This is a genomic window from Comamonas koreensis, from assembly GCF_021026195.1.
GTDB lineage: Bacteria > Pseudomonadota > Gammaproteobacteria > Burkholderiales > Burkholderiaceae_C > Comamonas > Comamonas koreensis.
The window spans coordinates 506,488-526,285 of the sequence record NZ_JAJNCT010000005.1; the positions used below are offsets into that span (position 1 = coordinate 506,488).

Consider the following 19,798-nt stretch of genomic DNA (forward strand, 5'->3'; position numbering starts at 1 on the left):
GTCAGAGCGCCTCAGTGCAGGCCTCCGTAATGGTCTTCACGAATAATGCGGGGCGTGATCTCGCGCTGCTCGATCGTCACGGGTTCGTAGATCACGCGTGCCTGCTCGGCGTCGTAGCGCATCTCCACATGGCCCGTCAGCGGGAAATCCTTGCGGAAGGGGTGACCGATAAAGCCATAGTCGGTCAGGATGCGGCGCAGGTCGTCATGGCCTTCAAAGACGATGCCGAACAGGTCAAATGCTTCGCGCTCGAGCCAGTTGGCCGAAGCCCAGAGCTGGCTGAGGGTGTCGAGCACCGGGAAATCGTCGTCCTGGCAGAACACGCGCACGCGCACGCGCTGGTTCAGGCTGATCGACAACAGGTGGGAGACCACGGCAAAACGTGGGCCATCGGTGCCCACGTCCTTGTATGCGGAGTAATCCACGCCGCACAGGTCCATCAGCATCTCGAACTTGCATTCGGGCGCATCGCGCAGCAGCTGCATGGCCTGCAGGTAGTTCGAGGCCGAGACCTCGACGGTCACCTCATCCAGCGCCAGGGTCACCGAGCGCGCCTTGTCGCCCAGCACGCGGGCGATCGTCTCTTGCAGCACGCTAGGCTGTATCAGTTCTACACTCATTCCAACTCCTAGGCGCGCGCGATTGTGTGGGTGCGGCGGATTTTTTGCTGCAGCTGGATGATGCCGTAGATCAGTGCTTCTGCCGTGGGCGGGCAGCCTGGCACATACACGTCCACCGGCACAATGCGGTCGCAACCGCGCACCACCGAGTAGCTGTAGTGGTAGTAACCACCACCGTTGGCGCAGGATCCCATCGAGATCACCCAACGCGGCTCAGCCATCTGGTCGTACACCTTGCGCATGGCCGGGGCCATCTTGTTGCACAGGGTGCCAGCCACAATCATCAAGTCAGCCTGGCGCGGGCTGGCACGGAAGACTTCGGCGCCGAAGCGGCCAATGTCGTAACGCGCAGCGGCCGCGTGCATCATTTCGACGGCGCAGCATGCCAAACCAAACGTCATGGGCCAGATCGACCCGGTCTTGGCCCAGTTCACCACCGAGTCGTAGCTCGTGGTGACAAAGCCTTTCTCCAACACACCTTCAATCATCGTGTACCTTTTTGATTTCCGGTTATTCCCAGGTCAGCGCGCCTTTTTTCCACTCATAGGCGAAACCCACCACCAGAATGGCCAAGAACACGAGAACCGCGATAAAACCAGGCATTCCCACTTCATGCAGCGAAACCGCCCATGGGAAGAGGAACGCAATTTCCAAGTCGAAGAGAATGAAAAGAATGGCGACGAGGTAGTAGCGCACATCGAATTTCATGCGCGCGTCTTCAAAGGCCTCAAAGCCGCATTCGTAAGGGGAGTTTTTCGCCGCGTTCGGGCGATTGGGTCCGAGGATGTAGCCTATGACTAGAGGACCGAGGCCAACGCCTGCTCCAACTAGGATAAACAAAAGGACCGGGAGGTACTGTTCGAGGCTCATCTTGATGTCTACTCACCGCAGGAGCCAACCCAGGTAAGCACAAGACGCGACCCAGGCAGGCCTTTTATTGTGTTGGTGCCGTCGGCGAGACTCGAACTCGCACAGCTTTCGCCACTACCCCCTCAAGATAGCGTGTCTACCAATTTCACCACGACGGCTGATTTGACTTGCCTGGCAAGCACCGATTGCTTTTGCTTGCAATCCGCTCACCAGACAGACTCAGATTCTACTCTGGAAAAACCCTGATTACAGGGATTCTTTTCAAATAGTTGAGTTATTTGCCAGCGGGCTGCGCCGGCTCGGCAGGGGCGGCGGGAGCCGCTGCAGGCACGGACGCATCGGCAGCAGGAGCGACAGCAGGCGCAGCAGCACCTGCGGCAGGCACCGAGGCATCAGCGCCAGCGGCGGGCGCCGCAGGGGCTGCAGCAGGTGCAGGCGTGGAAGCAGGCGGAATGGTCGCATCCACGGGAGCGCTCGACTGCGGGATCGTCGCAGCAGGGCCTTCCAGCACGCTACCAGCCGAAGTCGGGCGGGCGTTGCCCAGGTAGGCCAGACCCAGGGTCGTGACAAAGAACACCGCCGCCAGCACACCCGTGCTGCGCGAGAGGAAATTGGCGCTACCGGAAGCACCGAACAGGCTGCCAGCGCTGCTGCCGCTGCCAAAGGCAGCACCCGCATCGGCACCCTTGCCATGCTGCACCAGCACCAGGCCAATCATGACCAGTGCTGCCAGCATTTGAATCGTCAACAGAATCGTTACCATCATCTACCCTTTTATCAAACTTGGTCGTCGCCAGCAGCCGCTTGTCTATCAAGCAGCTGCAGCAATAATTTTCAGAAAATCCTGGGCCTTCAACGAAGCGCCACCGATCAGTCCACCATCAATATCGGGCTGCGCCAGCAGTTGCTCGGCGTTGCCCGCATTCATGCTGCCACCATACAGCACCGGCACCTTGGCCGCCTGCGTGCTGGCCGCTGCCAGTTGCGCGCGCAATACAGCATGCACCGCCTGCGCCTGCTCGGGGCTGGCCGTCTTGCCCGTGCCAATCGCCCAGACGGGCTCGTAGGCTACGACAATTTCAGTCACACAAGCACCCACCGCATGGATCACCGCCGCCAGTTGGCGCTTGACCACCGCTTCGGTCTGACCGGCTTCGCGCTCAGCCAGGGTCTCGCCCACGCAGACAATCGGCGTGATGCCGGCAGCCAGGGCCTTTTGCGCCTTGGTCGCTACCAGCGCATCGGTTTCGCCGTGGTACTGGCGGCGCTCGGAGTGGCCAACCAGTGCGTAGCGCACCGCAAAGTCACGCAGCATCGGGGCCGACACCTCACCGGTGTAGGCACCGCCATCGTGTGCCGACACATCCTGCGCAGCCAGCGCAATCGCCGAGCCTTGCAGCAAAGCCTGCACCTGGCCCATATAGACAGCAGGCACCGCCACCGCCACATCGCAGCCCGGTTGGCCCAGGCCTTGCAGCAGCTCGCCCAGCAAGGCTTCATTGGCAGCCAGGCTGCCGTTCATCTTCCAGTTTCCAGCAATCAGTTTTTTCACAATTGATCCCAGGTCAGCACGATCTTGCCGATATGTTGGTTGGATTCCATCAGTGCATGGGCCTGACTGGCGTGTGCAGCGGTGAACTGGCTGTGGATGATGGGACGCACCTTGCCCGCTGCCAGCAGCGGCCAGACCTTGGCCTGCAAAGCCTGGGCAATCGCCGCCTTGAAGGCCACCGGACGCGGACGCAGGGTCGAGCCGGTGATCTGCAGACGGCGGCGCAGCACCAGACCGGCATTGAACTCAGCTTTGATACCGCCTTGCACAGCAATGATGACCAGGCGGCCATCTTCGGCCAGCGCCTCGACCTCGCGGGCCACATAGTCGCCCGCCACCATGTCCAGGATCACATCCACACCCTTGCCAGCGGTGATGCGCGCCACTTCGGCGACAAAATCCTGGCTGCGGTAGTTGATGGCCTCGTCAGCACCCAAGGCCAGGCAAGCCTGGCACTTTTCATCCGACCCGGCAGTCACGATCACCTTGGCACCAAAGGCCTTGGCCAGCTGGATCGCCGTCACACCAATGCCGCTGCTGCCACCCTGGATCAACAAGGTCTCACCGGCTTGCAACGCACCCCGGTCAAACACATTGCTCCAGACAGTGAAGAAAGTCTCGGGCAGGCAAGCGGCTTCAACATCCGACAAGCCCTCGGGCACTGGCAGGCACTGGGCCACCGGGGCCACGCAGTACTCGGCATAGCCACCACCGGCGACCAGCGCACATACGCGGTCACCCAGCTTGAGACCCTGCTCGGCCATCGCCACGGCGTCACCCGCCACCACCACACCAGCCACTTCCAGACCCGGCAGGTCCGAAGCGCCCGGAGGCGGCGCGTAATGGCCCTTGCGCTGGATCACATCGGGGCGGTTCACGCCACTGGCGACCACGCGAATGCACAGCTCGCCCTGCCCCGCCTGCGGCACAGGACGCTCTCCCAGCTTCAATACCTGCGGATCACCAAAGGCGGTGATCTCGACTGCACGCATCTTGTCCACGCTTGTTTCCTCAGCCAATCACAATCAGCACACGCTTTTCAGCAGAAAAACGCACCCAGCGCCAGGCGCATGGGTGCGTCACACAACAGATTATTGCTGTTGTTGTTGCTGCTGGTCGGCAGCACCGTCCACGCGGGGTTCGCGTGGTTCGCGGTTCTGGCGAGGAGCGCGATCGCCGCGGTCACCACGGTCGCCGCGTGGCTCACGGAACTCGCGTGGTTCACGCTCAGGCATGCCGGCCGGACGGTCCAGCAGCGCCTTCATCGACAGCTTGACACGGCCCTTTTCGTCCGTCTCCAGCACCTTGACCTTGACGACCTGGCCTTCGCTCAGGTAGTCGGTCACCTTTTCCACGCGCTCGTGGGCGATCTGGCTGATGTGCAGCAGACCGTCCTTGCCGGGCAGCAGGTTCACCAGTGCACCGAATTCGAGGATCTTGACGATCGGGCCTTCGTAGATCTTACCGATTTCGACTTCGGCGGTGATCTCTTCGATGCGGCGCTTGGCTTCGTCAGCCTTGGCGCCATCGGTGGCGGCGATGGTGATGGTGCCATCCTCCTCGATGTTGATCTGGGTGCCGGTCTCTTCGGTCAGCGCACGGATGGTGGCGCCGCCCTTGCCGATCACGTCACGGATCTTCTCGGGGTTGATCTTCATCGTGTACAGCTTGGGCGCGAACGACGAGACTTCCGCCTTGGCTTCGCCCATCGCTTCTTGCATCTTGCCCAGGATGTGCATGCGCGCTTCCTTGGCTTGTGCCAGTGCCACTTGCATGATTTCCTTGGTGATGCCCTGGATCTTGATGTCCATCTGCAGCGCGGTAATACCGTTGGTGGTACCGGCTACCTTGAAGTCCATGTCACCCAGATGATCTTCGTCACCCAGGATGTCGGTCAGCACGGCAAACTTGTTGTCTTCCTTGATCAGACCCATGGCGATACCGGCCACGTGGGCCTTCATCGGGACGCCAGCGTCCATCATCGACAGGCAGCCGCCGCAGACCGAAGCCATCGACGAGGAACCGTTCGATTCGGTGATTTCCGACACCACGCGGATGGTGTAGGGGAACTCTTCCTTCGAAGGCAGGCAAGCGGCCAGAGCGCGCTTGGCCAGACGGCCGTGGCCGATTTCGCGGCGCTTGGTCGAGCCCATGCGGCCCACTTCGCCGGTGGCAAAGGGAGGCATGTTGTAGTGGAACAGGAAGCGGTCTTCAAACTCGCCAGCCAGGGCGTCGATACGCTGTGCATCGCGCTCGGTGCCCAGCGTGGAGATCACCAGCGCCTGGGTTTCACCACGGGTGAACAGGGCCGAGCCGTGGGTGCGTGGCAGCACGGACGAGCGGATCTCGATAGGACGCACGGTGCGGGTGTCGCGGCCGTCGATACGGGGCTCACCAGCCAGAATCTGCGAGCGCACAATGCGCGCTTCGATGTCGAACAGCATGCCGTCGACCTTGACGCCGTCAAAGGCCACGCCTTGCTCGGTCAGGCCAGCCTTCACAGCGGCGTAAGCCTGGCGGCAGGCCAGCGTACGGGCTTGCTTGTTGCGCAGCTGGTAAGCGTCGCGCAGAGCGGCATCGCCCAGCTCGCCAACCTTGGCGATCAGTGCTTCGTCCTTGGCAGGAGCGGCCCAGTCCCATACGGGCTTGCCGGCTTCGCGCACCAGTTCGTGGATCACGTTGATCGCCACTTGGCTTTGCTCGTGGCCATAGACCACGGCGCCCAGCATCACTTCTTCAGGCAGTTGTTGGGCTTCGGATTCGACCATCAGCACAGCAGCTTCGGTACCTGCCACCACCAGATCCATCAGCGAATCCTTGCGCTGGGTCTGACCGGGGTTGAGCACGTATTCGCCGTTGATGTAACCCACGCGGGCAGCACCGATAGGGCCGTTGAAAGGAATGCCCGAGATGGACAGGGCAGCGGACACGGCGATCATCGCAGCGATGTCGGCATCCACTTCAGGGTTCAGCGAGATGGTGTGGATGACCACATGCACGTCGTTGTAGAAACCTTCGGGGAACAGCGGGCGAATCGGGCGGTCGATCAGACGGCTGGTCAGGGTTTCGAGTTCGCTCGGCTTGGCTTCGCGCTTGAAGAAGCTGCCAGGGATCTTGCCTGCAGCGTAGGTCTTCTCGATGTAGTCAACGGTCAGTGGGAAAAAGTCCTGACCGGCCTTGGCGATCTTGGAGCCCACCACGGTAGCCAGCACCACGGTGTCGTCGATGTTGACCAGCACCGCGCCGGAAGCCTGGCGAGCGATTTCACCGGTTTCCATGGTGACCGTGTGCTGGCCCCACTGGAAAGTCTTGGTGACTTTGTTGAATATGGACATAGATTGCTCCTGGTTAAACAGCCAAAAACCTGTCGGTTTTCAGCAGGAGCCGGCATTCAGAACACGATGCCATTCCAGGGAGGTTGACGGCCTTGAACCCGGGGTTCAGCCCCCTTGGAATGACACAGCTTCGCTCTGTTTGCGCGGCGTTGAAGTAAAAAACGCCTGAGCTAGCGGACTAACTCAGGCGTCTCCATCTCACCCTGGGCTTACTTACGCAGGCCCAGCTTAGCGATCAGTGCAGTGTAACGGTCAGCGTCCTTGGACTTGAGGTAGTCCAACAGCTTACGACGACGGCTCACCATGCGCAGCAGGCCGCGACGACCGTGGTGGTCCTTGGCATGCGTCTTGAAGTGAGGGGTCAGTTCGTTGATACGGGCGGTCAGCAGAGCCACTTGGACTTCTGGACTACCAGTATCGTTAGCGGAACGTGCGTTGGCCTGTACAACTTCGGCCTTGATAGATGCGGCGATCATGTGTTTTCCTTATAAGGAACACCGGCTTGCGCTGGCATTCTGGTTACTTGCGCCACAGCCGGAAAAGCTTGTGACGTGCGTCTTGCACCATGCAAAACCCTGCAATTATACCCAACTTCCAATTCTTGGGATTCAGGCCCAAAACCGCACCAAAGCCGATGCCGCGGCACCCAACACCACCACCAGCAAAAACGGCGCACGCAGCGCCAGCGCGATGATGGCCACCGCCAGCGCTGCCAGGCGGGCATCCAGCACCAGTTGTTGGCCACTGACGAGGGTGTTCATGGCGGTCAGGGCCGCCAGCAGCGCAATCGTCAGCGCCCCTGCTACCCGGGCCATGCGCGGGTGGCGCAGCCAGTGCGCCGGTACGCCATAGCCCAGCAGCTTGGTGGCATAGGTCACGGCGCTGGCCAGCAGCACCCAGATCCACCAGTGGTTGCCCACATCTGCCATCGCGTTCATCGTGCGGCCTCCTGCGCGCTGGTGCCCTGCCCGGCCGGGCCGCTGCTGCGCGATGCATAGCCCCAGGCAGCACCCACCAATGCCGCGATCAGGATAGGCACCCCCGGCGCCACCCAGGGTACCGCCAGCATGGCGATGCTGGCAGCCACCACCGCCAGCGCAATGGGCTCCCTGTGCGTCAGGCGCGGCCACAGCAGGCCCATGAAGGCGGCCACCGCTGCACCATCCAGCCCCCAGCGCCCCGGGTCGCCCAGGGCATTGCCCAGCAAGGCGCCTGCGGCGGTGAACAGATTCCACAGCAGGTAGACGCCCACGCCAGCGGTCCAGAAACCGCGCTTTTGCTCGGCTTTGTCGGTTTGCCCCAGCGCGGTGGCGGCCGATTCATCGATTGTCAGCTGCGCCGACAGCAGGCGCGCCAGGCCGCGCGGACCCAGCAAGGCGGCCATCTGCATGCCGTAGACCGCATTGCGCACGCCCAGCAAGCTGGCCGCGCCCAGGGCCGCTGCGCCGGCGCCACCGCCCGCAACCACGCCGACAAACGCAAACTGCGAGCCGCCGGTAAACATCAGCAGGCTCAAGGCGCAGGTCTGCCAGACCGACAGGCCTGCCGCCACCCCGAGCGCGCCAAAGGAGATGCCATATAAACCGGTTGCCACGCTGATCGACACGCCCATGCGCACGGCAGGCGAGGACCACAACCCTGAACTGTTAGAAGCCATGGGCGGCGATTTTAGAGGCTGTTGCGCCTGGCGCGCGCCACTGCCAGTACTTTGCGCTCAGCAGGCGCAAAAAAGCCCGCGGGGCCAGGGGCCTTGCGGGCTTGGGTGGTGGCAAGCTGGCGCTCAGACGCTTTGCAGGCTGGCGCTGTCAATGCCACGCGCTGCCTCGCGTGCGGTTTCGCGGGCCGAGGCCAGTGCCGGCACGCAGACACCGGCCACCAGGTGGATCAGCGCCTCGGGCACATCGTTGTAGGCGCCGCGCGGGCCCAGGATATTGATGGAGCCCAGCACCTCACCGCCGTACCAGACGGGGATGTTCAGCACCGCATGCAGGCCCCGGGCGACCAGGTCCTCGGCTTCGGAGAAGACGGTACGGATGTCGGCCTCGTCCCGCCCGATATAGGGCAGGCCCTGGTCCAGCACCCGGCCCGACCAGGGGCCCTTGCCGGTGGCCTTGAAGCCGCCCAGCGGGCTGATGGCCTCGTTGGACGAATAGATGCGGCGCATCAGCTTTTCCTGCCGCAGGTAGACCAGGCCGGTCAGCAGGCCGTAGCCAAACAGCTGCTGGCAGCTGTCGGCAATAGCGGCCCAGTGGCGCTCGGCATCGCTGCTCTGGCCCAAGGTGTGGGCCAGGCGGCCCAGGATATGGGTGGTGCTCATTGCTGAATTCCTTCCAGGGACACGCCATGGGTGTTCTTGCCGAACAGCAAAATGCCCATGCCGCCGACAAACAGCACACCGGTCATCAGCGCAAACACGCCACCAAAGCCCAGCACCGGATAGGCGGCCCCCACGATGGTGGGCGAGGCAATCGAGCCGATACGCGCCAGCGCCGAGGCCGTTCCCATGCCGGTGGCACGGATGGAGGTCGGGTAGATCTCCGAGGTGTAGGTGTACTGGCCGGCAATCACGCCGTTCATGCCAAAGGACAGCAGCATGCTCAGCAGGATGATCTCCTGGTCGGCGCCCGCAAAGGCCAGGCCGAGCGCTGCCAGACAGGACACCAGCATGTAGGCCAGGATGGTGTACTTGCGGCCGATCTTGTCGTTCAGGTAGGCAGCCGAGTAGTACCCCGGGATCTGCGCCAGGTAGATCAGGATGGTGAAGGAAAAGCTCTTGGTCACCGCAAAGCCACGCGCCACCAGCAGGCTGGGAATCCAGACCAGGAAGGCGTAGTAGCAGAACATCACCGTGATCCAGAACACCCAGACCACCAAGGTGGTTTGCAGGTACTGGGGCTTGACCAACGTAGCCAGCTTGGCCCAGGCGCCTTGCACCGCCGAGTCAGCAGCCTTGGCCGCCAGGCTCATCTTCACCGGCTCGGGCAGCGGCTTGCCGCTGCTGCGCAGCACCTGCGCTTCAATTTCGGTACAGATCCGGCTGGCCTCTTCATGGCGGCCCATCTCTTCCAGCCAACGGGGCGATTCGAACAGCGCGCGGCGCATCCACAGCAGGAACACCACGGGCACCGAGGCGATGACCATGATCCAGCGCCAGCCGTCCGCACTCATCGGCACGATGAAATAACCCAGCAGTGCCGACATCACAAAACCAAAGGAGAAGAAGCCCGCCAGCGCACCGGTGAAGCGGCCCCGGTAGCGGCTGCTGACAAACTCGGCCAGGTAAGGCGCCACGATGGCACCCTCGGCGCCCATGCCCACACCGGCAATCATGCGCAGAATGTAGAACTCATGGAAATTGGTGGCAAAGGCATTGATGAAAGTGGCCACGCAAAACAGCACCAGCGCCCACATCATCACGACCTTGCGGCCAAAGCGGTCGCCCAGCATGCCCGACAGCAGCGCCCCCACCAGAAAGCCGACATAGGTGCTGCTGGCAATCCAGCCGGCCTGGATGCCGGTCAACCCCCATTGTTCGCGCAGCGACGGCAGGATGAAGGCGATGATGCCCGCATCCAGCGCCTCGAAGGCCAGGCCCAGGCCGCCAATGATGAGCAAGGTGAAATGGAAGCGGCTGAAAGGCAGCCGCTCCAGACGTTCGGAAGCGTTATACATAGAGTGGTGCTCGCTCAAAGGCCCATCAGCAGGCGTTCTTGTGGATGAAGCCGTCACGCATGATCAGCTTGATCGCCGTGTCATGCTGGGTCAGCACCGATACATCTTCCAGCGGGTTGCCATCGACCAGCAGCAAGTCCGCATAGGCGTTCTCCACCACTTCGCCCAGCAGGCCTTCGTGGTTCAGAATCTCGGCGCCGATGAGCGTTGCCTGTTGCACCACCTTGGCATGGCCCAGCACCTGGGCGCGCAGCACCAGCTCGTCCGATTGCATGTAGTGCGTCTCGCCCAGCAAATCGCTGCCAAAACCCATCTTCACGCCAGCGGCGTCCAGCACTTCCAGCGCCTTGAGGCCGTTGGTGCGCACCTTGGCAATCTTTTGCACCGACTCGTCGGGCAGACCGTACTTGGCACCGTCGTTGGCCAGGCCTTCGTAGGTGATCAGGGTCGGCACCATGTAGGCACCCTTTTCCTGCATCAGCTTGGCGGTGGGTGCATCGACCAGGTTGCCGTGCTCGATGGTGCGCACGCCGCACTCGATGGCGCGGGTGATGGCCTGGGGCGTATACGCATGGGCCATCACATAGGTGTTCGCATTGTGGGCCTCTTCAACGATGGCGGTCAGCTCCGACACCGAAAAGCCCAGGTTGTTGATCGGATCGTTCGGCGACGCCACACCGCCCGAGGCCATCACCTTGATCTGGGTGGCACCCTTCAGGATCTCTTCGCGCACCGCCAGGCGGCAGGCATCAACGCCATCTACCACCTTGCCGATATTGCCGATCTTGTAGGCGCAGGAACAGGGGTCGAGCGTGTCATTGCGCGCCCGGAAATCTCCATGGCCGCCGGTTTGCGACAGCGCCTTGCCAGCGCAGAACAGGCGCGGGCCGGCCACCTGGCGGGTACGCACCCCTTCGGCCAGCGCCCAGTCGGCACCACCAGCATCGCGCACCGAGGTAAAGCCCCGGTCGATCATGCCCTTCATGATGGGCAGCGCGCGCAGCAGCGCCAGCGCATTGGGCAGGTTGGCAACCGCACCCAGGTTGAAGCCCGAGGCCATCACATGCACGTGGCAGTCGATCAGGCCGGGCATCAAGGTCATCCCCTTGGCATCGATGACGGTGGCATCGGCCACCTCAAAGTCTTCGGCGCTGATCTTTTCGATCAGACCGTTGCGCACCAAAATGGTATGAGTAGAAGTCAATACGAGATGTCGGGTGTCGAGAATCTTGGCATTGCGGATCAGGGTGGATTGCATAATCGGTTTTGGCGTTCACAGCGCCATGGTTGCCTCTAATGCCCCGAACTCTAGCCAAGCTGCAACAATATGTGGCAATGACATGACGTCATGCATCTGCCAATTTTTCCTACCATCATGAGTGGAGCTCATACCCCATGCGCCGTCGCTGCCCCACGATTTCAGAGCTGAACGCTTTCCTGCTGTCGGCGCAGCACCTGTCGTTTTCCAAGGCCGCCAAGGAGCTGTTTGTCACGGAAAGCGCCATCAGCCGCCATATCGCGGGCCTGGAGGCCTACCTGGGCCACCCCCTGTTCATGCGCCGCAGCCATGGCTTGGCGCTGACCCATATCGGCGAGAACTACCTCAAGCTCGTGCGCCCGGCGATGGAATCGCTGGAACGCGCCACCACCCAGGTCATCTCCACCGCGCAGAATGCCCATCTGCTCAGCCTGTCGGTCGCGCCCACCTTTGCGGCCAACTGGCTGTTTCCCCGGCTGGAGAGCTTTCGCGCCAGCAACCCGCACATCGCCATCCACTTTGTGCGCTACAGCACCACCGACAGCGCCGAGACCGGCGATGGCTTCGATGCCTCCATCCAGTACGGCTACGGCGACTGGCCGATTGCCGATGCCCAGTACCTGATCGGGCGCGAGACCAGCATCGTCTGCTCGCCCAGCTACTTGCAGCAGCACCCGATTGCGCACTTCAGCGACCTCAAGCAGTGCAGCCTGCTGCAGCACATCGAGCTGCCCACTTCCTGGGACGACTGGTTCACCGCCTACGCCGGCCCCTATGAAGGGGCACGCATAGGCCCCGGCTTCAACCTTTTCACCCTCATCATCCAGGCGGCCATTGGCGGCCTGGGCGTGGCCTTGGTCCCTAGTTGCCTGCTGCAGGAGTCGCTGGCATCACACAAACTGGTCGAGCCCTTTGGCCAGCGCTTTGAAAGCCCGCTGGGCTACTACCTCTGCGCCCCCACTTGGCGCAGCGACATGGAAAGCTACCAGCGCTTTGGCGAATGGCTGCAGCTGGAATGCCGCCGCCCTCCTACAGCCACTTGATCGGCTGAGGCAGCCTGGCCCCGGCCGCTTGGTTTTATGCTGGTCGCCATCTGCGATCGAAGGAGTTCTTCCATGAAAACCAAGCATTCCGCCTTCAACAAAATTGCCCGCGCTGTCGCCAAGTTCAGTGGCCGGCCGGTGTGCTTTGTCGGTGCTGTCCTGGTGATTGTGCTGTGGGCGGTCAGCGGTCCGTTTTTCGGCTTCAATGACACCTGGCAGCTGGTGATCAACACCGGCACGACCATCGTCACCTTCTTGATGGTGTTCCTGATCCAGTCCACCCAGAACAGCGACACCGAGGCCATGCAGATCAAGCTGGATGAACTGATCCGCGCCATCGAGCCGGCCCGCAACTGCATGCTCTCGCTCGAAGAGCTGGACGAAGAGGAGCTGGACGCCTTGCGCAAGGAGTTCGACATCCTGGCCGAAAAAGCGCGCCAGAAACAGGATGCACAGCAGCACTCCAGCGCTGGCTGATATCCCCTCCCTGCGCTACGCAGGGCGGTGAGCAGCCTGCATTCACCGCTTCCGCTGCGCGCATGGGCCGCAGCCCATGCAGAGCCTGGGCATCTCAGCGCTTGTGCCTGTTTTTTGCCCCACCCTGGCGCGCCTTGAAGCGGGGGTTGGATTTGCAAATGACATAGATGCGGCCACGCCGCTTGACCACCTGGCAATCACGGTGGCGCTTCTTGGCTTCCTTGAGGGACGACAGAACTTGCATGCAGTGCTTCTCCAAAACAGCAACAGATGCTTAAATGATAATGCATTCTCATTATCAATTCAAGCATCCGTGGCTTGGAACAAGCAAGCGCCACCAGGCGACTGGGCCAACACCTGGCAGGTGCGGGCCAACAGGTTGCCAGCGACCCTGCTCCAGTGGTCAGGATGCACCCACGCTGCCCGTTACCGGCAACACAATGCCGGAGATATAGCTGGAGCACACCTGCGACGCGAGGAACACATAGGCGGGTGCCAGTTCCTCGGGCTGCGCGGGGCGGCCCATCTGGGTGTCGGCACCAAACTCGCGCAGGTCCTCCGCGTTCTTGTCGGCCGGGTTCAATGGCGTCCATACGGGGCCAGGAGCCACCGCATTGACGCGGATGCCGCGCTCCATCAGGTTCTGGGCCAGCGCCTTGGTGAACGCGTGGATGGCACCCTTGGTTGCGGAGTAGTCCAGCAACTCCTTGCTGCCGCTCAGGCCCGTGACCGAGCCGGTGTTCACAATCGCATCGCCCCGTTGCAGGTACGGAATGGCGGCCTTGACCATGTGGAAGTAGCCAAAGATATTGGTGCGAAAGGTCTCGTCCAGGCGTTCAGTGTTCAGGTCTTCAATGTCGGCCGCATGCTGCTGGAACGCGGCATTGTTGACCAGCACATTCAGCGCGCCAAACTGCTTGAGCACCTGCTTGACCGCCTGCTCGCAAAACTGCGGATCCTGCACATTGCCAGATATCGCCAGGCTCTGCTGGCCCTCTTCCTCAATCAGGCGGCAGGTTTCCTTGGCATCGTCGTGCTCGTTCAGGTAGAGGATCGCCACATTGGCGCCCTCGCGTGCAAACAGCACCGCCACTGCCCGGCCAATGCCCGAGTCACCGCCGGTGATAACCGCCGTCTTGCCTTCCAGCTTGCCGCTGCCCCGGTAGTTTTCTGCCAGGTAGAGCGGCTGCAGATCGAGCGCTTTCTCATGGCCGGGCTTGGCCAGCTTTTTGCCGGGCATCGGCGGTGTGGGTACCTCGTGGCCGGGGCCGGGTGCGGTTTTTTTACGGGTTTTATCGTCCTTGCTGCTCTTGGCTTTTTTGGACGCCTTGGCCCGGGCGTCATTTTGGCTTTGCGCTTGCTGGATGCGCTGCTGTGCAGCCACTACTTCCTCGACCGAGCGCTTTTCTGCCGCAGGCTTCTTGCTGGCGCTCTTTTTGGATTTGCTGGTGGATGGGCTCATGCTGAAACTCCTTGGATCTTGAACTCTAAAAAAATGAAACGACATACCGCAGCGGCATACCGCTGCTACATCAACCTCGACCGCCCTACATGCGCTTACCCGCTGACAAGCTTGTCCGACATACGGCCGCCGCAGCGCGCAGTACAAACAAGGCAGAAAGGAGGCCGCCATGCCAACCCCTACTACGCCCCCTCAACCGCCGGTGGCACCACCGCCGCCGGATCTGCCCAAACCCGAGCCCATCGATCCGCCCGACAGCACCTTGCCGATCGAGGAACCTGGGCATGAACCACCGGTGAAGGATCCGGAACCCGTCTGAACGGGCAATGCAACAGGCCAGCACACCATCCGGTGGCTGGCCTGTTTTCCATCCTCAGTTTTTCTTAGCAGCGGCATTGCGCTTGCGGGTAGCCGCCGCCTTTTTGGCCGATGCGGAGCGCGCTTCGGGGCTGCGGCTGGCTGCGGCTTTTTTGGCCGCAGCCGAGCGCGCGGCTGCGAGCTGCGACCCCGGCCCTGTGGCCTTGCCCCGGCCCGATCCGGAGCGCTTGCCGCCCCCTGTTTCCTTGTTCACCGTGGCCCAGGCGCGTGCAGCGGCTTCGTCTTCCGACACGCCCTTTTTCTCGTAGCTTTTCTCGATATGGCGGGCCATGCGTTTTTGCTTATCGGTATAAGCGGATTTATCTCCTTGGGGCATCACAAATCTCCTTGGGTGCTGCGTTGAGGCGGGGTGGCTCAGGGTGGATGGGGGTTACTGCGATGGATCACCATCAGCAGGCGGGCCGCCACCACCGGGCTGGGGCTTCTTGGGGGTGGTTGGGACTGGCTTTTGCGCTTGTGGCAACGCAAACGCCTTGTGCATGTGCTGCATCGTGTGCATGGCATTCTCCTGAAACAGGTGGACTGGGCTTTTAGCGTAGCGCTGCCGCCAAGCCCGCCATGTGGGAGAAATGCTTTGCTGTACCTTGTTCCGCTTCACACATGGCGTAACGGCGATGCGCGTACCTTGGCGTGCTACCGGGGCCTACACGCCCGCGCTGCTGCGCTTGCCACACTGGGCTTTTGCCAAGGGCTTGCCTGCATAGGCAGCCAGGCCCGCCACAGGAGGACGACCATGCCCCAGCCCTACGATCCCAGCCAGTCGCATACCCAGCCCCCTATCCCAGGCCAGCCCCAGCCGGCGCCTGGTGAGCCAGGCACGTATGAGCCCAGCCCTCTGCACCCCTACCCGGGCAACCCGCAGCATCCCTATCCGAGCGAGCCGGTGCACCCCTACCCCGGCAACCCCGAACACCCCTACCCCGGCACGCAACCAGAGCCAGCGCCCGATACGACGACGAGCCAGTCAATGTGAGTGAATGCAGCGCTTGAGCGGCTGCGGGCTTATTTCTGCGTCGCCTGCAGCAGGTCCAGCCGGCGCTGCACTTGGTCGGCCAGCGCCGTATCGCCCAGCTCGCGCGCCAGGCGCTGCTGGTTGATCAGCCAGGCCATCACGGCGCGGCGCCAGCCTTGGGCAGAGGCGGTATCGACCGCCTGGGTGACGACGGCCATCGGCACCGGCCCGCGCACCGCCAGCACGCCGGCAGCGACCAGGCGCGAGAGCGGGTCTTCAATGGCGGCCAGCGCAGCGGCTGCCTGCTCCGGTGCCAAGGGCGCCACCGCCTGCTGGGCCTTGGGCAGCAAGGCCACATCGCCTTCAGCCAACTGGCCCTGCAGATAGCGCGCATAGGCCTGTTCGGCATCGGCGGCATCCTGGGCCACCGCCTCAAAGCCCGTGCAAGGGGCGGCATCCAAGGCAGCCACCTGCGCAGCGCAGCGCGCCAGCTCCAAACGGGCCAGCAGATCGGGCCGTGCGGTGCGGCTTACCTCGTCACGTGCACGCCGCCATTCGGCATCGGCTACCCGGCTGTTGCCTGACAGGTAGGCATCGGTCGCGCGCTCGGCAGCGCCTTGTTCGTTGATCGCCCAGTCGGGCGCCTTTTTGCCGCTGGCGCAGCCGCCCAGCACAGCGGCAGCCAGCAGTGCAGCGGCCAGGCGGGTGGTGATGGCAGTACCTGTGCTCATGGCAGTCGCACCTCGGCATCTTTTTTGGCAAACGGCCATTTGCGGTTCAGCTCGGTCAGCATGCCTTCCACCTTGCGCAGATTGGCCTCGACATCGGCGCGCAAATCACCCAGCTGGTTGGTGGCGTCCTTGGCATTGGCGCCCACGGCCTGGGCCTCCACCAGCACCGCATCCACCTTCTTCAAGCTGCCGCGCACATCGCCCAGCACGGCATTGAGCTGCTGCACCGTGGCGCGCACTTCGGGCATCACGCCATCGGCCCCAAACACCTGCTTGTCGGCATTCTTGGCCAGGCCATCCAGGCGCGCCAGCAGCTGGTTGGTGCGGTCCAGGGTCTGCGATATCTTGCGTGCCTCGGCATCCCCACCCATCACCACGCCCAGCGCGCCGCTGGGGCCGTTGAGCTTGGTGCTCAGGTCACGCAGCTGCTCCAGGGTGCCACCCAAGGCCGAGCCGGCCGAGGTCATCATGTTCAGGTTCTCCAGCAGTTGGCGGGCATTGCTCATCAACTGCGGCAGCTCGGCTGTCGCATCGCCCGACAGCACGGCGCGCACGGCGCCATCTTCCAGCTGCGGGTCGTCCAGAATGCCTGAATAGGCCTTGATCGTCGTGCCGCCCACCAGGCCCTTGACCAGGGTGAACACGCTGCTGCTGCGCAGCCAGTGCGCATCCTTCTCGGGCACATCGACATGGATACGCACCGTGCCATCAGGCGCCAGCTCGATCTTGCTGACCTTGCCGATCGCAAAGCCAGAGAAGGTCATGTCCAGACCGATGGAGACGCCCTCGGAGTCATCGGCCGTCAGGATCAGCGACTGCTTGGGCTCAAACACGCCGCGCGCATACATCAGATAAAAGGCCGAGCCCAGGATCAGCAGCAAGGTAAACAGCAGCAATGCCCCCGCCTTGCGCTCCAGGTGCGGCACCGGCGTGAGGCCGTCCACCGCCACCCCATCGACCACGGCCGTACGCCGCGCAGAGGCGGCAGAAGACGGCGGCGCAGGGCGGTCGGCAGAGTCGTGGGGTTCTGGTATTTGCATGTACCGCGATCTTACCCGGGCTGGCTGTCAGCTTCAAAAGAAAGCTGCAATGGGTTGTTTTGAAAGGCAGACACTCACTTTCCGGCCCAGTCGCTCCGCATGTGCCCGGCGCTTGTTACACATTGCAGCTGCGCTAGCTCTTATACTGTACATATATACAGTTATTTGCCATGCCTAAACTCGATGCCCTGTCCCTGCCGCCCACGGTGGCCGCCCAGCTCTGGCGCGGCGACCACCTGGTGCGCGCGCCGATGGCAGGCATCCCCACCGGCTGGGATGCGCTCGATGCTGAGCTGCCCGGCAAGGGCTGGCCCAGCCAGTGCCTGACGGAGGTGCTGCAGCCCCAGGCCGGCACTTTGGAATGGCGCCTGACCGGCATGGCCCTGCAGCAGTGCCCAGCGCACAAACCCGTCATCGCACTGGGACCGCCGCTGCCGCCCCATGCCAGCGGGCTGGCGCAGAGTGGCCTGGCGCCAGGGCAGCTGGTCTGGATCCATGGCGGCCGCCCGCAAGACCAACTCTGGGCGCTGGAGCAGCTGCTCAAGGCCAATGCCGCCGCCGCGCTGCTGGCCTGGCTGCCCCAGGTGCAGCCCGAGCAGATACGCCGCCTGCAAATCAGCGCCCAGCAGTTTGAAGGCCTGGTCTTTGTGTTCCGACCCGAGAGCAGCCGGCACCAGGCCTCGGCCGCGCCACTGCGGCTTTTGGTGCGCAGCAGCCAGCCCTGGTCGCTGCAGCTGGAGCTGCTCAAACGCCGGGGCCCCGTGCACGAAGGCACGCTAGAGCTGCCCGCCGTGCCGCCCAGCCTGCAAGCCGTGCTGCCCACCCGCCTGTGGCCCGCTAGCCTGCCGCAGCCCCAACCGTCCACCACCTCGACCCGAGCCATCCTCTTGCCAGACCATGACACCGATCTGGGCCGCCCTGCTGCCCCAACTCCCCTGCCCCGCCGCCAGCGCGCCCAGCCATCCAGCCTGCAGCACTGAGGCCACGCCCGCCGCGCCTAGCGCCAACATGCAAGGCCTGGCGCTGTGGGCGCAGCAGTTCACGCCGCGCCTGGCTTGCGTGCCCTCTGACAGTGCCTTTGGCGATGCGCTGGTGCTGGAGCTCTCGGCCAGCGAGCGCCTGTTTGGCGGGCGCCAGCAGCTGGCCCGGCGCCTGCTGCGCGAAAGCCGGCAGCTGGGCGTGCAGGCCATCAGCTGGGCCCCCACCAGCCTGGCCGCCATTGCGCTGGCGCGCTGCGGTATCCGCCACGGCATGGGCCAGCCGCTGCCGCAGGTACTGTCCCCTTTGCCGCTGCATGCCATTGATGCGGTGGCCCGGCATGCCGAGCTGCTGAGCCAGCTGGGCTGCCAGAGCCTGGGCGCCGTCCATGCACTGCCCCGGGGGGGCGCTGGCCCGGCGCATGGATACCGGCATCCTGACCGCCCTCGACCAGGCCCATGGCCTGCTGCCCGACCGCTACTCCTGGATCAGCCTGCCTGCCCGTTTCGATGCCCGTCTGGAGCTGCCCATGCGCATCGACCAGGCCGATGCGCTGATGCAGGGTGCGCGCCACCTGCTGCTGCAGCTGTGCGGCTGGCTGGCGGCGCAGCGCGCCGGCGTGCGCAGCTTTCGGCTGTGCTGGTGCCACGATGCGATGCGCTCCCGCCATGTGGGCGATGGCGGCGAGCTGACCATCCACACCGCCAGCACCACGCGCGATCTGCAGCACCTGTGCCGCCTGCTGCAGGAGCACCTGGCACATGTGGAGCTGCAAGCCCCTGTCGGCGAGCTGAGTCTGCATGCCGATGCGCCCGAAGCGCTGCAAGAGCGCAGTGCCAGCCTGCTGCCCGACAAAACCGCCGATGGCGAAAGCCTGGAACAGGTGCTGGAGCGCATCACCGCCCGCCTGGGTGCCGACCAGGTGCAGCGCCCGCTGCTGCGGCCCGACCACCGCCCCGAATGGCAGGTGCAGTGGCTGCCCGCGCAGCCGGCCGGCAAGGCCAAGGCCGCCCCGCCCTCGGCGTTGCCACCCCTTCCGCAACCCAGCTTCCTGCTGCCCACGCCACTGCAACTGCTGCAAGACAGCCAGAGCCGACCGCTCTACCACGGCCCTTTGCAATTGCTGCTGGGCCCGCAGCGCATCGAAGGCGGCTGGTGGCACCGCAGCCCCGGCTTTTTGCCGGTGAGCGATGCGGATGGAGACACCCACACCGACGAGGCTGCCCCCGGCAGCGACCACGGCGATCACCGAAAAAACCCGCCCAAGCCCGCCCCCATCACCCAAACCGCCCACACCGCGCTGCGCGATTACTGGGTCGCCCACAGCCCGCATGCCGGCTTGCTGTGGATCTTCCACACCCGCTTGTCCGCCAACAGCGGCGCCTGGTTTCTGCATGGCCGCTTTGCCTGAGCAGCGCCGCACCTATCTA

Annotated in this window: 25 protein-coding genes and 1 tRNA gene; 6 read left to right on the forward strand and 20 right to left on the reverse strand. The window is 63.5% G+C overall.

All coding sequences use genetic code 11. From position 1 onward, the window contains the following. Nucleotides 1-11: 11 nt before the first annotated feature. The 14 genes from LPW39_RS04515 to LPW39_RS04580 all read right to left on the reverse strand — a co-directional run bounded on the left by LPW39_RS04515 (nt 12) and on the right by LPW39_RS04580 (nt 11,307). Nucleotides 12-620, reverse strand: coding sequence for an NADH-quinone oxidoreductase subunit C (locus LPW39_RS04515; protein WP_230771680.1), 609 nt, complete (start codon nt 618-620; stop codon nt 12-14). 8 nt (nt 621-628) lie between these two features. After that, nucleotides 629-1,108 (reverse strand): NuoB/complex I 20 kDa subunit family protein, encoded by a 480-nt coding sequence (locus tag LPW39_RS04520; RefSeq protein WP_021028558.1) that lies wholly within the window; start codon nt 1,106-1,108, stop codon nt 629-631. Between the two features lie 22 nt (nt 1,109-1,130). Then, entirely contained in the window at nt 1,131-1,490 is a 360-nt protein-coding gene (locus tag LPW39_RS04525; RefSeq protein ID WP_021028557.1) for an NADH-quinone oxidoreductase subunit A, read from the reverse strand. A 73-nt stretch (nt 1,491-1,563) separates the two neighbouring features. Then, nucleotides 1,564-1,648: transfer RNA gene (locus LPW39_RS04530), tRNA-Leu, on the reverse strand. Between the two features lie 116 nt (nt 1,649-1,764). Beyond that, a complete protein-coding gene (gene secG / locus LPW39_RS04535; RefSeq protein ID WP_230771682.1) occupies nt 1,765-2,256 on the reverse strand; it encodes a preprotein translocase subunit SecG in 492 nt (163 codons plus the stop codon). 45 nt (nt 2,257-2,301) lie between these two features. Next, complete coding sequence (gene tpiA / locus LPW39_RS04540) at nt 2,302-3,045, reverse strand: triose-phosphate isomerase (protein WP_330166590.1); 744 nt, start codon at nt 3,043-3,045, stop codon at nt 2,302-2,304. Further along, on the reverse strand, nt 3,039-4,034 hold the full coding sequence (locus LPW39_RS04545; RefSeq protein WP_230772883.1) for an NAD(P)H-quinone oxidoreductase: 996 nt from the start codon (nt 4,032-4,034) through the stop codon (nt 3,039-3,041). Before LPW39_RS04545 ends, tpiA begins: the two co-directional genes overlap by 7 nt. A gap of 99 nt (nt 4,035-4,133) precedes the next feature. Beyond that, nucleotides 4,134-6,377: a polyribonucleotide nucleotidyltransferase gene (pnp, locus tag LPW39_RS04550; protein ID WP_133854624.1), complete on the reverse strand. Its 2,244-nt coding sequence runs from the start codon at nt 6,375-6,377 to the stop codon at nt 4,134-4,136. 209 nt (nt 6,378-6,586) lie between these two features. Next, a complete protein-coding gene (gene rpsO, locus LPW39_RS04555; RefSeq protein ID WP_027011292.1) occupies nt 6,587-6,853 on the reverse strand; it encodes a 30S ribosomal protein S15 in 267 nt (88 codons plus the stop codon). Between the two features lie 132 nt (nt 6,854-6,985). Then, on the reverse strand, nt 6,986-7,315 hold the full coding sequence (locus LPW39_RS04560) for an AzlD domain-containing protein (RefSeq protein ID WP_230771684.1): 330 nt from the start codon (nt 7,313-7,315) through the stop codon (nt 6,986-6,988). Further along, nucleotides 7,312-8,034 (reverse strand): AzlC family ABC transporter permease, encoded by a 723-nt coding sequence (locus LPW39_RS04565; protein ID WP_230771685.1) that lies wholly within the window; start codon nt 8,032-8,034, stop codon nt 7,312-7,314. The genes LPW39_RS04560 and LPW39_RS04565 overlap by 4 nt, the downstream gene beginning before the upstream one ends. A 123-nt stretch (nt 8,035-8,157) precedes the next feature. Continuing rightward, on the reverse strand, nt 8,158-8,694 hold the full coding sequence (locus tag LPW39_RS04570; protein WP_230771687.1) for a GAF domain-containing protein: 537 nt from the start codon (nt 8,692-8,694) through the stop codon (nt 8,158-8,160). Beyond that, nucleotides 8,691-10,049, reverse strand: coding sequence for an MFS transporter (locus LPW39_RS04575; RefSeq protein WP_230771689.1), 1,359 nt, complete (start codon nt 10,047-10,049; stop codon nt 8,691-8,693). Before LPW39_RS04575 ends, LPW39_RS04570 begins: the two co-directional genes overlap by 4 nt. A gap of 25 nt (nt 10,050-10,074) precedes the next feature. Further along, nucleotides 10,075-11,307 (reverse strand): metal-dependent hydrolase family protein, encoded by a 1,233-nt coding sequence (locus LPW39_RS04580; protein ID WP_230771691.1) that lies wholly within the window; start codon nt 11,305-11,307, stop codon nt 10,075-10,077. A gap of 137 nt (nt 11,308-11,444) precedes the next feature. Between LPW39_RS04580 and LPW39_RS04585 the strand changes: the two genes are divergently transcribed. Both LPW39_RS04585 and LPW39_RS04590 read left to right on the forward strand, forming a co-directional pair. Next, the gene (locus LPW39_RS04585; RefSeq protein ID WP_230771693.1) at nt 11,445-12,350 is read left to right on the forward strand and encodes a LysR substrate-binding domain-containing protein; all 906 of its coding nucleotides are present in this window, start codon (nt 11,445-11,447) and stop codon (nt 12,348-12,350) included. Nucleotides 12,351-12,422: 72 nt separating this feature from the next. Beyond that, nucleotides 12,423-12,827 carry a low affinity iron permease family protein gene (locus LPW39_RS04590; RefSeq protein WP_230771695.1) on the forward strand — a complete coding sequence of 135 codons (405 nt, stop codon included), beginning with the start codon at nt 12,423-12,425 and terminating at the stop codon, nt 12,825-12,827. Between the two features lie 94 nt (nt 12,828-12,921). Here the strand turns inward: LPW39_RS04590 and ykgO are convergent, their stop codons facing one another. Both ykgO and LPW39_RS04600 read right to left on the reverse strand, forming a co-directional pair. Continuing rightward, nucleotides 12,922-13,071, reverse strand: a complete 150-nt coding sequence (gene ykgO, locus LPW39_RS04595) for a type B 50S ribosomal protein L36 (protein WP_230771697.1) — start codon at nt 13,069-13,071, stop codon at nt 12,922-12,924. A 159-nt stretch (nt 13,072-13,230) separates the two neighbouring features. Then, a complete protein-coding gene (locus LPW39_RS04600) occupies nt 13,231-14,289 on the reverse strand; it encodes an SDR family oxidoreductase (protein ID WP_230771699.1) in 1,059 nt (352 codons plus the stop codon). 169 nt (nt 14,290-14,458) lie between these two features. Between LPW39_RS04600 and LPW39_RS04605 the strand changes: the two genes are divergently transcribed. Then, nucleotides 14,459-14,608, forward strand: a complete 150-nt coding sequence (locus LPW39_RS04605; RefSeq protein ID WP_165841178.1) for a hypothetical protein — start codon at nt 14,459-14,461, stop codon at nt 14,606-14,608. Nucleotides 14,609-14,662: 54 nt separating this feature from the next. Here LPW39_RS04605 and LPW39_RS04610 read toward each other — a convergent pair whose 3' ends face one another. Both LPW39_RS04610 and LPW39_RS23420 read right to left on the reverse strand, forming a co-directional pair. Then, on the reverse strand, nt 14,663-14,983 hold the full coding sequence (locus LPW39_RS04610; RefSeq protein ID WP_230771701.1) for a plasmid stabilization protein: 321 nt from the start codon (nt 14,981-14,983) through the stop codon (nt 14,663-14,665). Nucleotides 14,984-15,037: 54 nt separating this feature from the next. Further along, a complete protein-coding gene (locus LPW39_RS23420; protein WP_269075742.1) occupies nt 15,038-15,166 on the reverse strand; it encodes a hypothetical protein in 129 nt (42 codons plus the stop codon). A 234-nt stretch (nt 15,167-15,400) separates the two neighbouring features. Here LPW39_RS23420 and LPW39_RS04615 point away from each other — a divergent pair, with 234 nt between their 5' ends. Then, nucleotides 15,401-15,640, forward strand: a complete 240-nt coding sequence (locus LPW39_RS04615) for a hypothetical protein (protein WP_182342884.1) — start codon at nt 15,401-15,403, stop codon at nt 15,638-15,640. A gap of 29 nt (nt 15,641-15,669) precedes the next feature. Here LPW39_RS04615 and LPW39_RS04620 read toward each other — a convergent pair whose 3' ends face one another. Together LPW39_RS04620 and LPW39_RS04625 are read right to left on the reverse strand one after the other, a co-directional pair. Then, nucleotides 15,670-16,350, reverse strand: a complete 681-nt coding sequence (locus tag LPW39_RS04620; protein WP_230771703.1) for a hypothetical protein — start codon at nt 16,348-16,350, stop codon at nt 15,670-15,672. Continuing rightward, complete coding sequence (locus tag LPW39_RS04625) at nt 16,347-17,390, reverse strand: MlaD family protein (RefSeq protein ID WP_230771704.1); 1,044 nt, start codon at nt 17,388-17,390, stop codon at nt 16,347-16,349. The genes LPW39_RS04620 and LPW39_RS04625 overlap by 4 nt, the downstream gene beginning before the upstream one ends. Nucleotides 17,391-17,560: 170 nt before the next feature. Between LPW39_RS04625 and imuA the strand changes: the two genes are divergently transcribed. Both imuA and LPW39_RS04635 read left to right on the forward strand, forming a co-directional pair. Beyond that, nucleotides 17,561-18,370, forward strand: coding sequence for a translesion DNA synthesis-associated protein ImuA (gene imuA / locus LPW39_RS04630; protein ID WP_230771706.1), 810 nt, complete (start codon nt 17,561-17,563; stop codon nt 18,368-18,370). A 419-nt stretch (nt 18,371-18,789) separates the two neighbouring features. Then, entirely contained in the window at nt 18,790-19,779 is a 990-nt protein-coding gene (locus LPW39_RS04635; RefSeq protein WP_230771708.1) for a DNA polymerase Y subunit UmuC family protein, read from the forward strand. Nucleotides 19,780-19,798 lie beyond the last annotated feature (19 nt).

Excerpts from the sequence above, each read along its gene's own strand:
- LPW39_RS04570 (WP_230771687.1), bottom strand. The coding sequence starts at position 8,694 with ATGAGCACCACCCATATCCTGGGCCGCCTGGCCCACACCTTGGGCCAG.
- LPW39_RS04620 (WP_230771703.1), bottom strand. The coding sequence starts at position 16,350 with ATGAGCACAGGTACTGCCATCACCACCCGCCTGGCCGCTGCACTGCTG.
- LPW39_RS04580 (WP_230771691.1), bottom strand. The coding sequence starts at position 11,307 with ATGCAATCCACCCTGATCCGCAATGCCAAGATTCTCGACACCCGACAT.
- LPW39_RS04575 (WP_230771689.1), bottom strand. The coding sequence starts at position 10,049 with ATGTATAACGCTTCCGAACGTCTGGAGCGGCTGCCTTTCAGCCGCTTC.
- rpsO (WP_027011292.1), bottom strand. The coding sequence starts at position 6,853 with ATGATCGCCGCATCTATCAAGGCCGAAGTTGTACAGGCCAACGCACGT.
- pnp (WP_133854624.1), bottom strand. The coding sequence starts at position 6,377 with ATGTCCATATTCAACAAAGTCACCAAGACTTTCCAGTGGGGCCAGCAC.
- LPW39_RS04525 (WP_021028557.1), bottom strand. The coding sequence starts at position 1,490 with ATGAGCCTCGAACAGTACCTCCCGGTCCTTTTGTTTATCCTAGTTGGA.
- LPW39_RS04515 (WP_230771680.1), bottom strand. The coding sequence starts at position 620 with ATGAGTGTAGAACTGATACAGCCTAGCGTGCTGCAAGAGACGATCGCC.
- LPW39_RS04625 (WP_230771704.1), bottom strand. The coding sequence starts at position 17,390 with ATGCAAATACCAGAACCCCACGACTCTGCCGACCGCCCTGCGCCGCCG.
- LPW39_RS04610 (WP_230771701.1), bottom strand. The coding sequence starts at position 14,983 with ATGCCCCAAGGAGATAAATCCGCTTATACCGATAAGCAAAAACGCATG.
- ykgO (WP_230771697.1), bottom strand. The coding sequence starts at position 13,071 with ATGCAAGTTCTGTCGTCCCTCAAGGAAGCCAAGAAGCGCCACCGTGAT.
- LPW39_RS04590 (WP_230771695.1), top strand. The coding sequence starts at position 12,423 with ATGAAAACCAAGCATTCCGCCTTCAACAAAATTGCCCGCGCTGTCGCC.
- secG (WP_230771682.1), bottom strand. The coding sequence starts at position 2,256 with ATGATGGTAACGATTCTGTTGACGATTCAAATGCTGGCAGCACTGGTC.
- imuA (WP_230771706.1), top strand. The coding sequence starts at position 17,561 with ATGCCTAAACTCGATGCCCTGTCCCTGCCGCCCACGGTGGCCGCCCAG.
- LPW39_RS04520 (WP_021028558.1), bottom strand. The coding sequence starts at position 1,108 with ATGATTGAAGGTGTGTTGGAGAAAGGCTTTGTCACCACGAGCTACGAC.
- LPW39_RS04565 (WP_230771685.1), bottom strand. The coding sequence starts at position 8,034 with ATGGCTTCTAACAGTTCAGGGTTGTGGTCCTCGCCTGCCGTGCGCATG.
- LPW39_RS23420 (WP_269075742.1), bottom strand. The coding sequence starts at position 15,166 with ATGCACACGATGCAGCACATGCACAAGGCGTTTGCGTTGCCACAAGCG.
- LPW39_RS04635 (WP_230771708.1), top strand. The coding sequence starts at position 18,790 with ATGGATACCGGCATCCTGACCGCCCTCGACCAGGCCCATGGCCTGCTG.
- LPW39_RS04560 (WP_230771684.1), bottom strand. The coding sequence starts at position 7,315 with ATGAACGCGATGGCAGATGTGGGCAACCACTGGTGGATCTGGGTGCTG.
- LPW39_RS04585 (WP_230771693.1), top strand. The coding sequence starts at position 11,445 with ATGCGCCGTCGCTGCCCCACGATTTCAGAGCTGAACGCTTTCCTGCTG.
- LPW39_RS04605 (WP_165841178.1), top strand. The coding sequence starts at position 14,459 with ATGCCAACCCCTACTACGCCCCCTCAACCGCCGGTGGCACCACCGCCG.
- LPW39_RS04545 (WP_230772883.1), bottom strand. The coding sequence starts at position 4,034 with ATGCGTGCAGTCGAGATCACCGCCTTTGGTGATCCGCAGGTATTGAAG.
- LPW39_RS04600 (WP_230771699.1), bottom strand. The coding sequence starts at position 14,289 with ATGAGCCCATCCACCAGCAAATCCAAAAAGAGCGCCAGCAAGAAGCCT.
- LPW39_RS04615 (WP_182342884.1), top strand. The coding sequence starts at position 15,401 with ATGCCCCAGCCCTACGATCCCAGCCAGTCGCATACCCAGCCCCCTATC.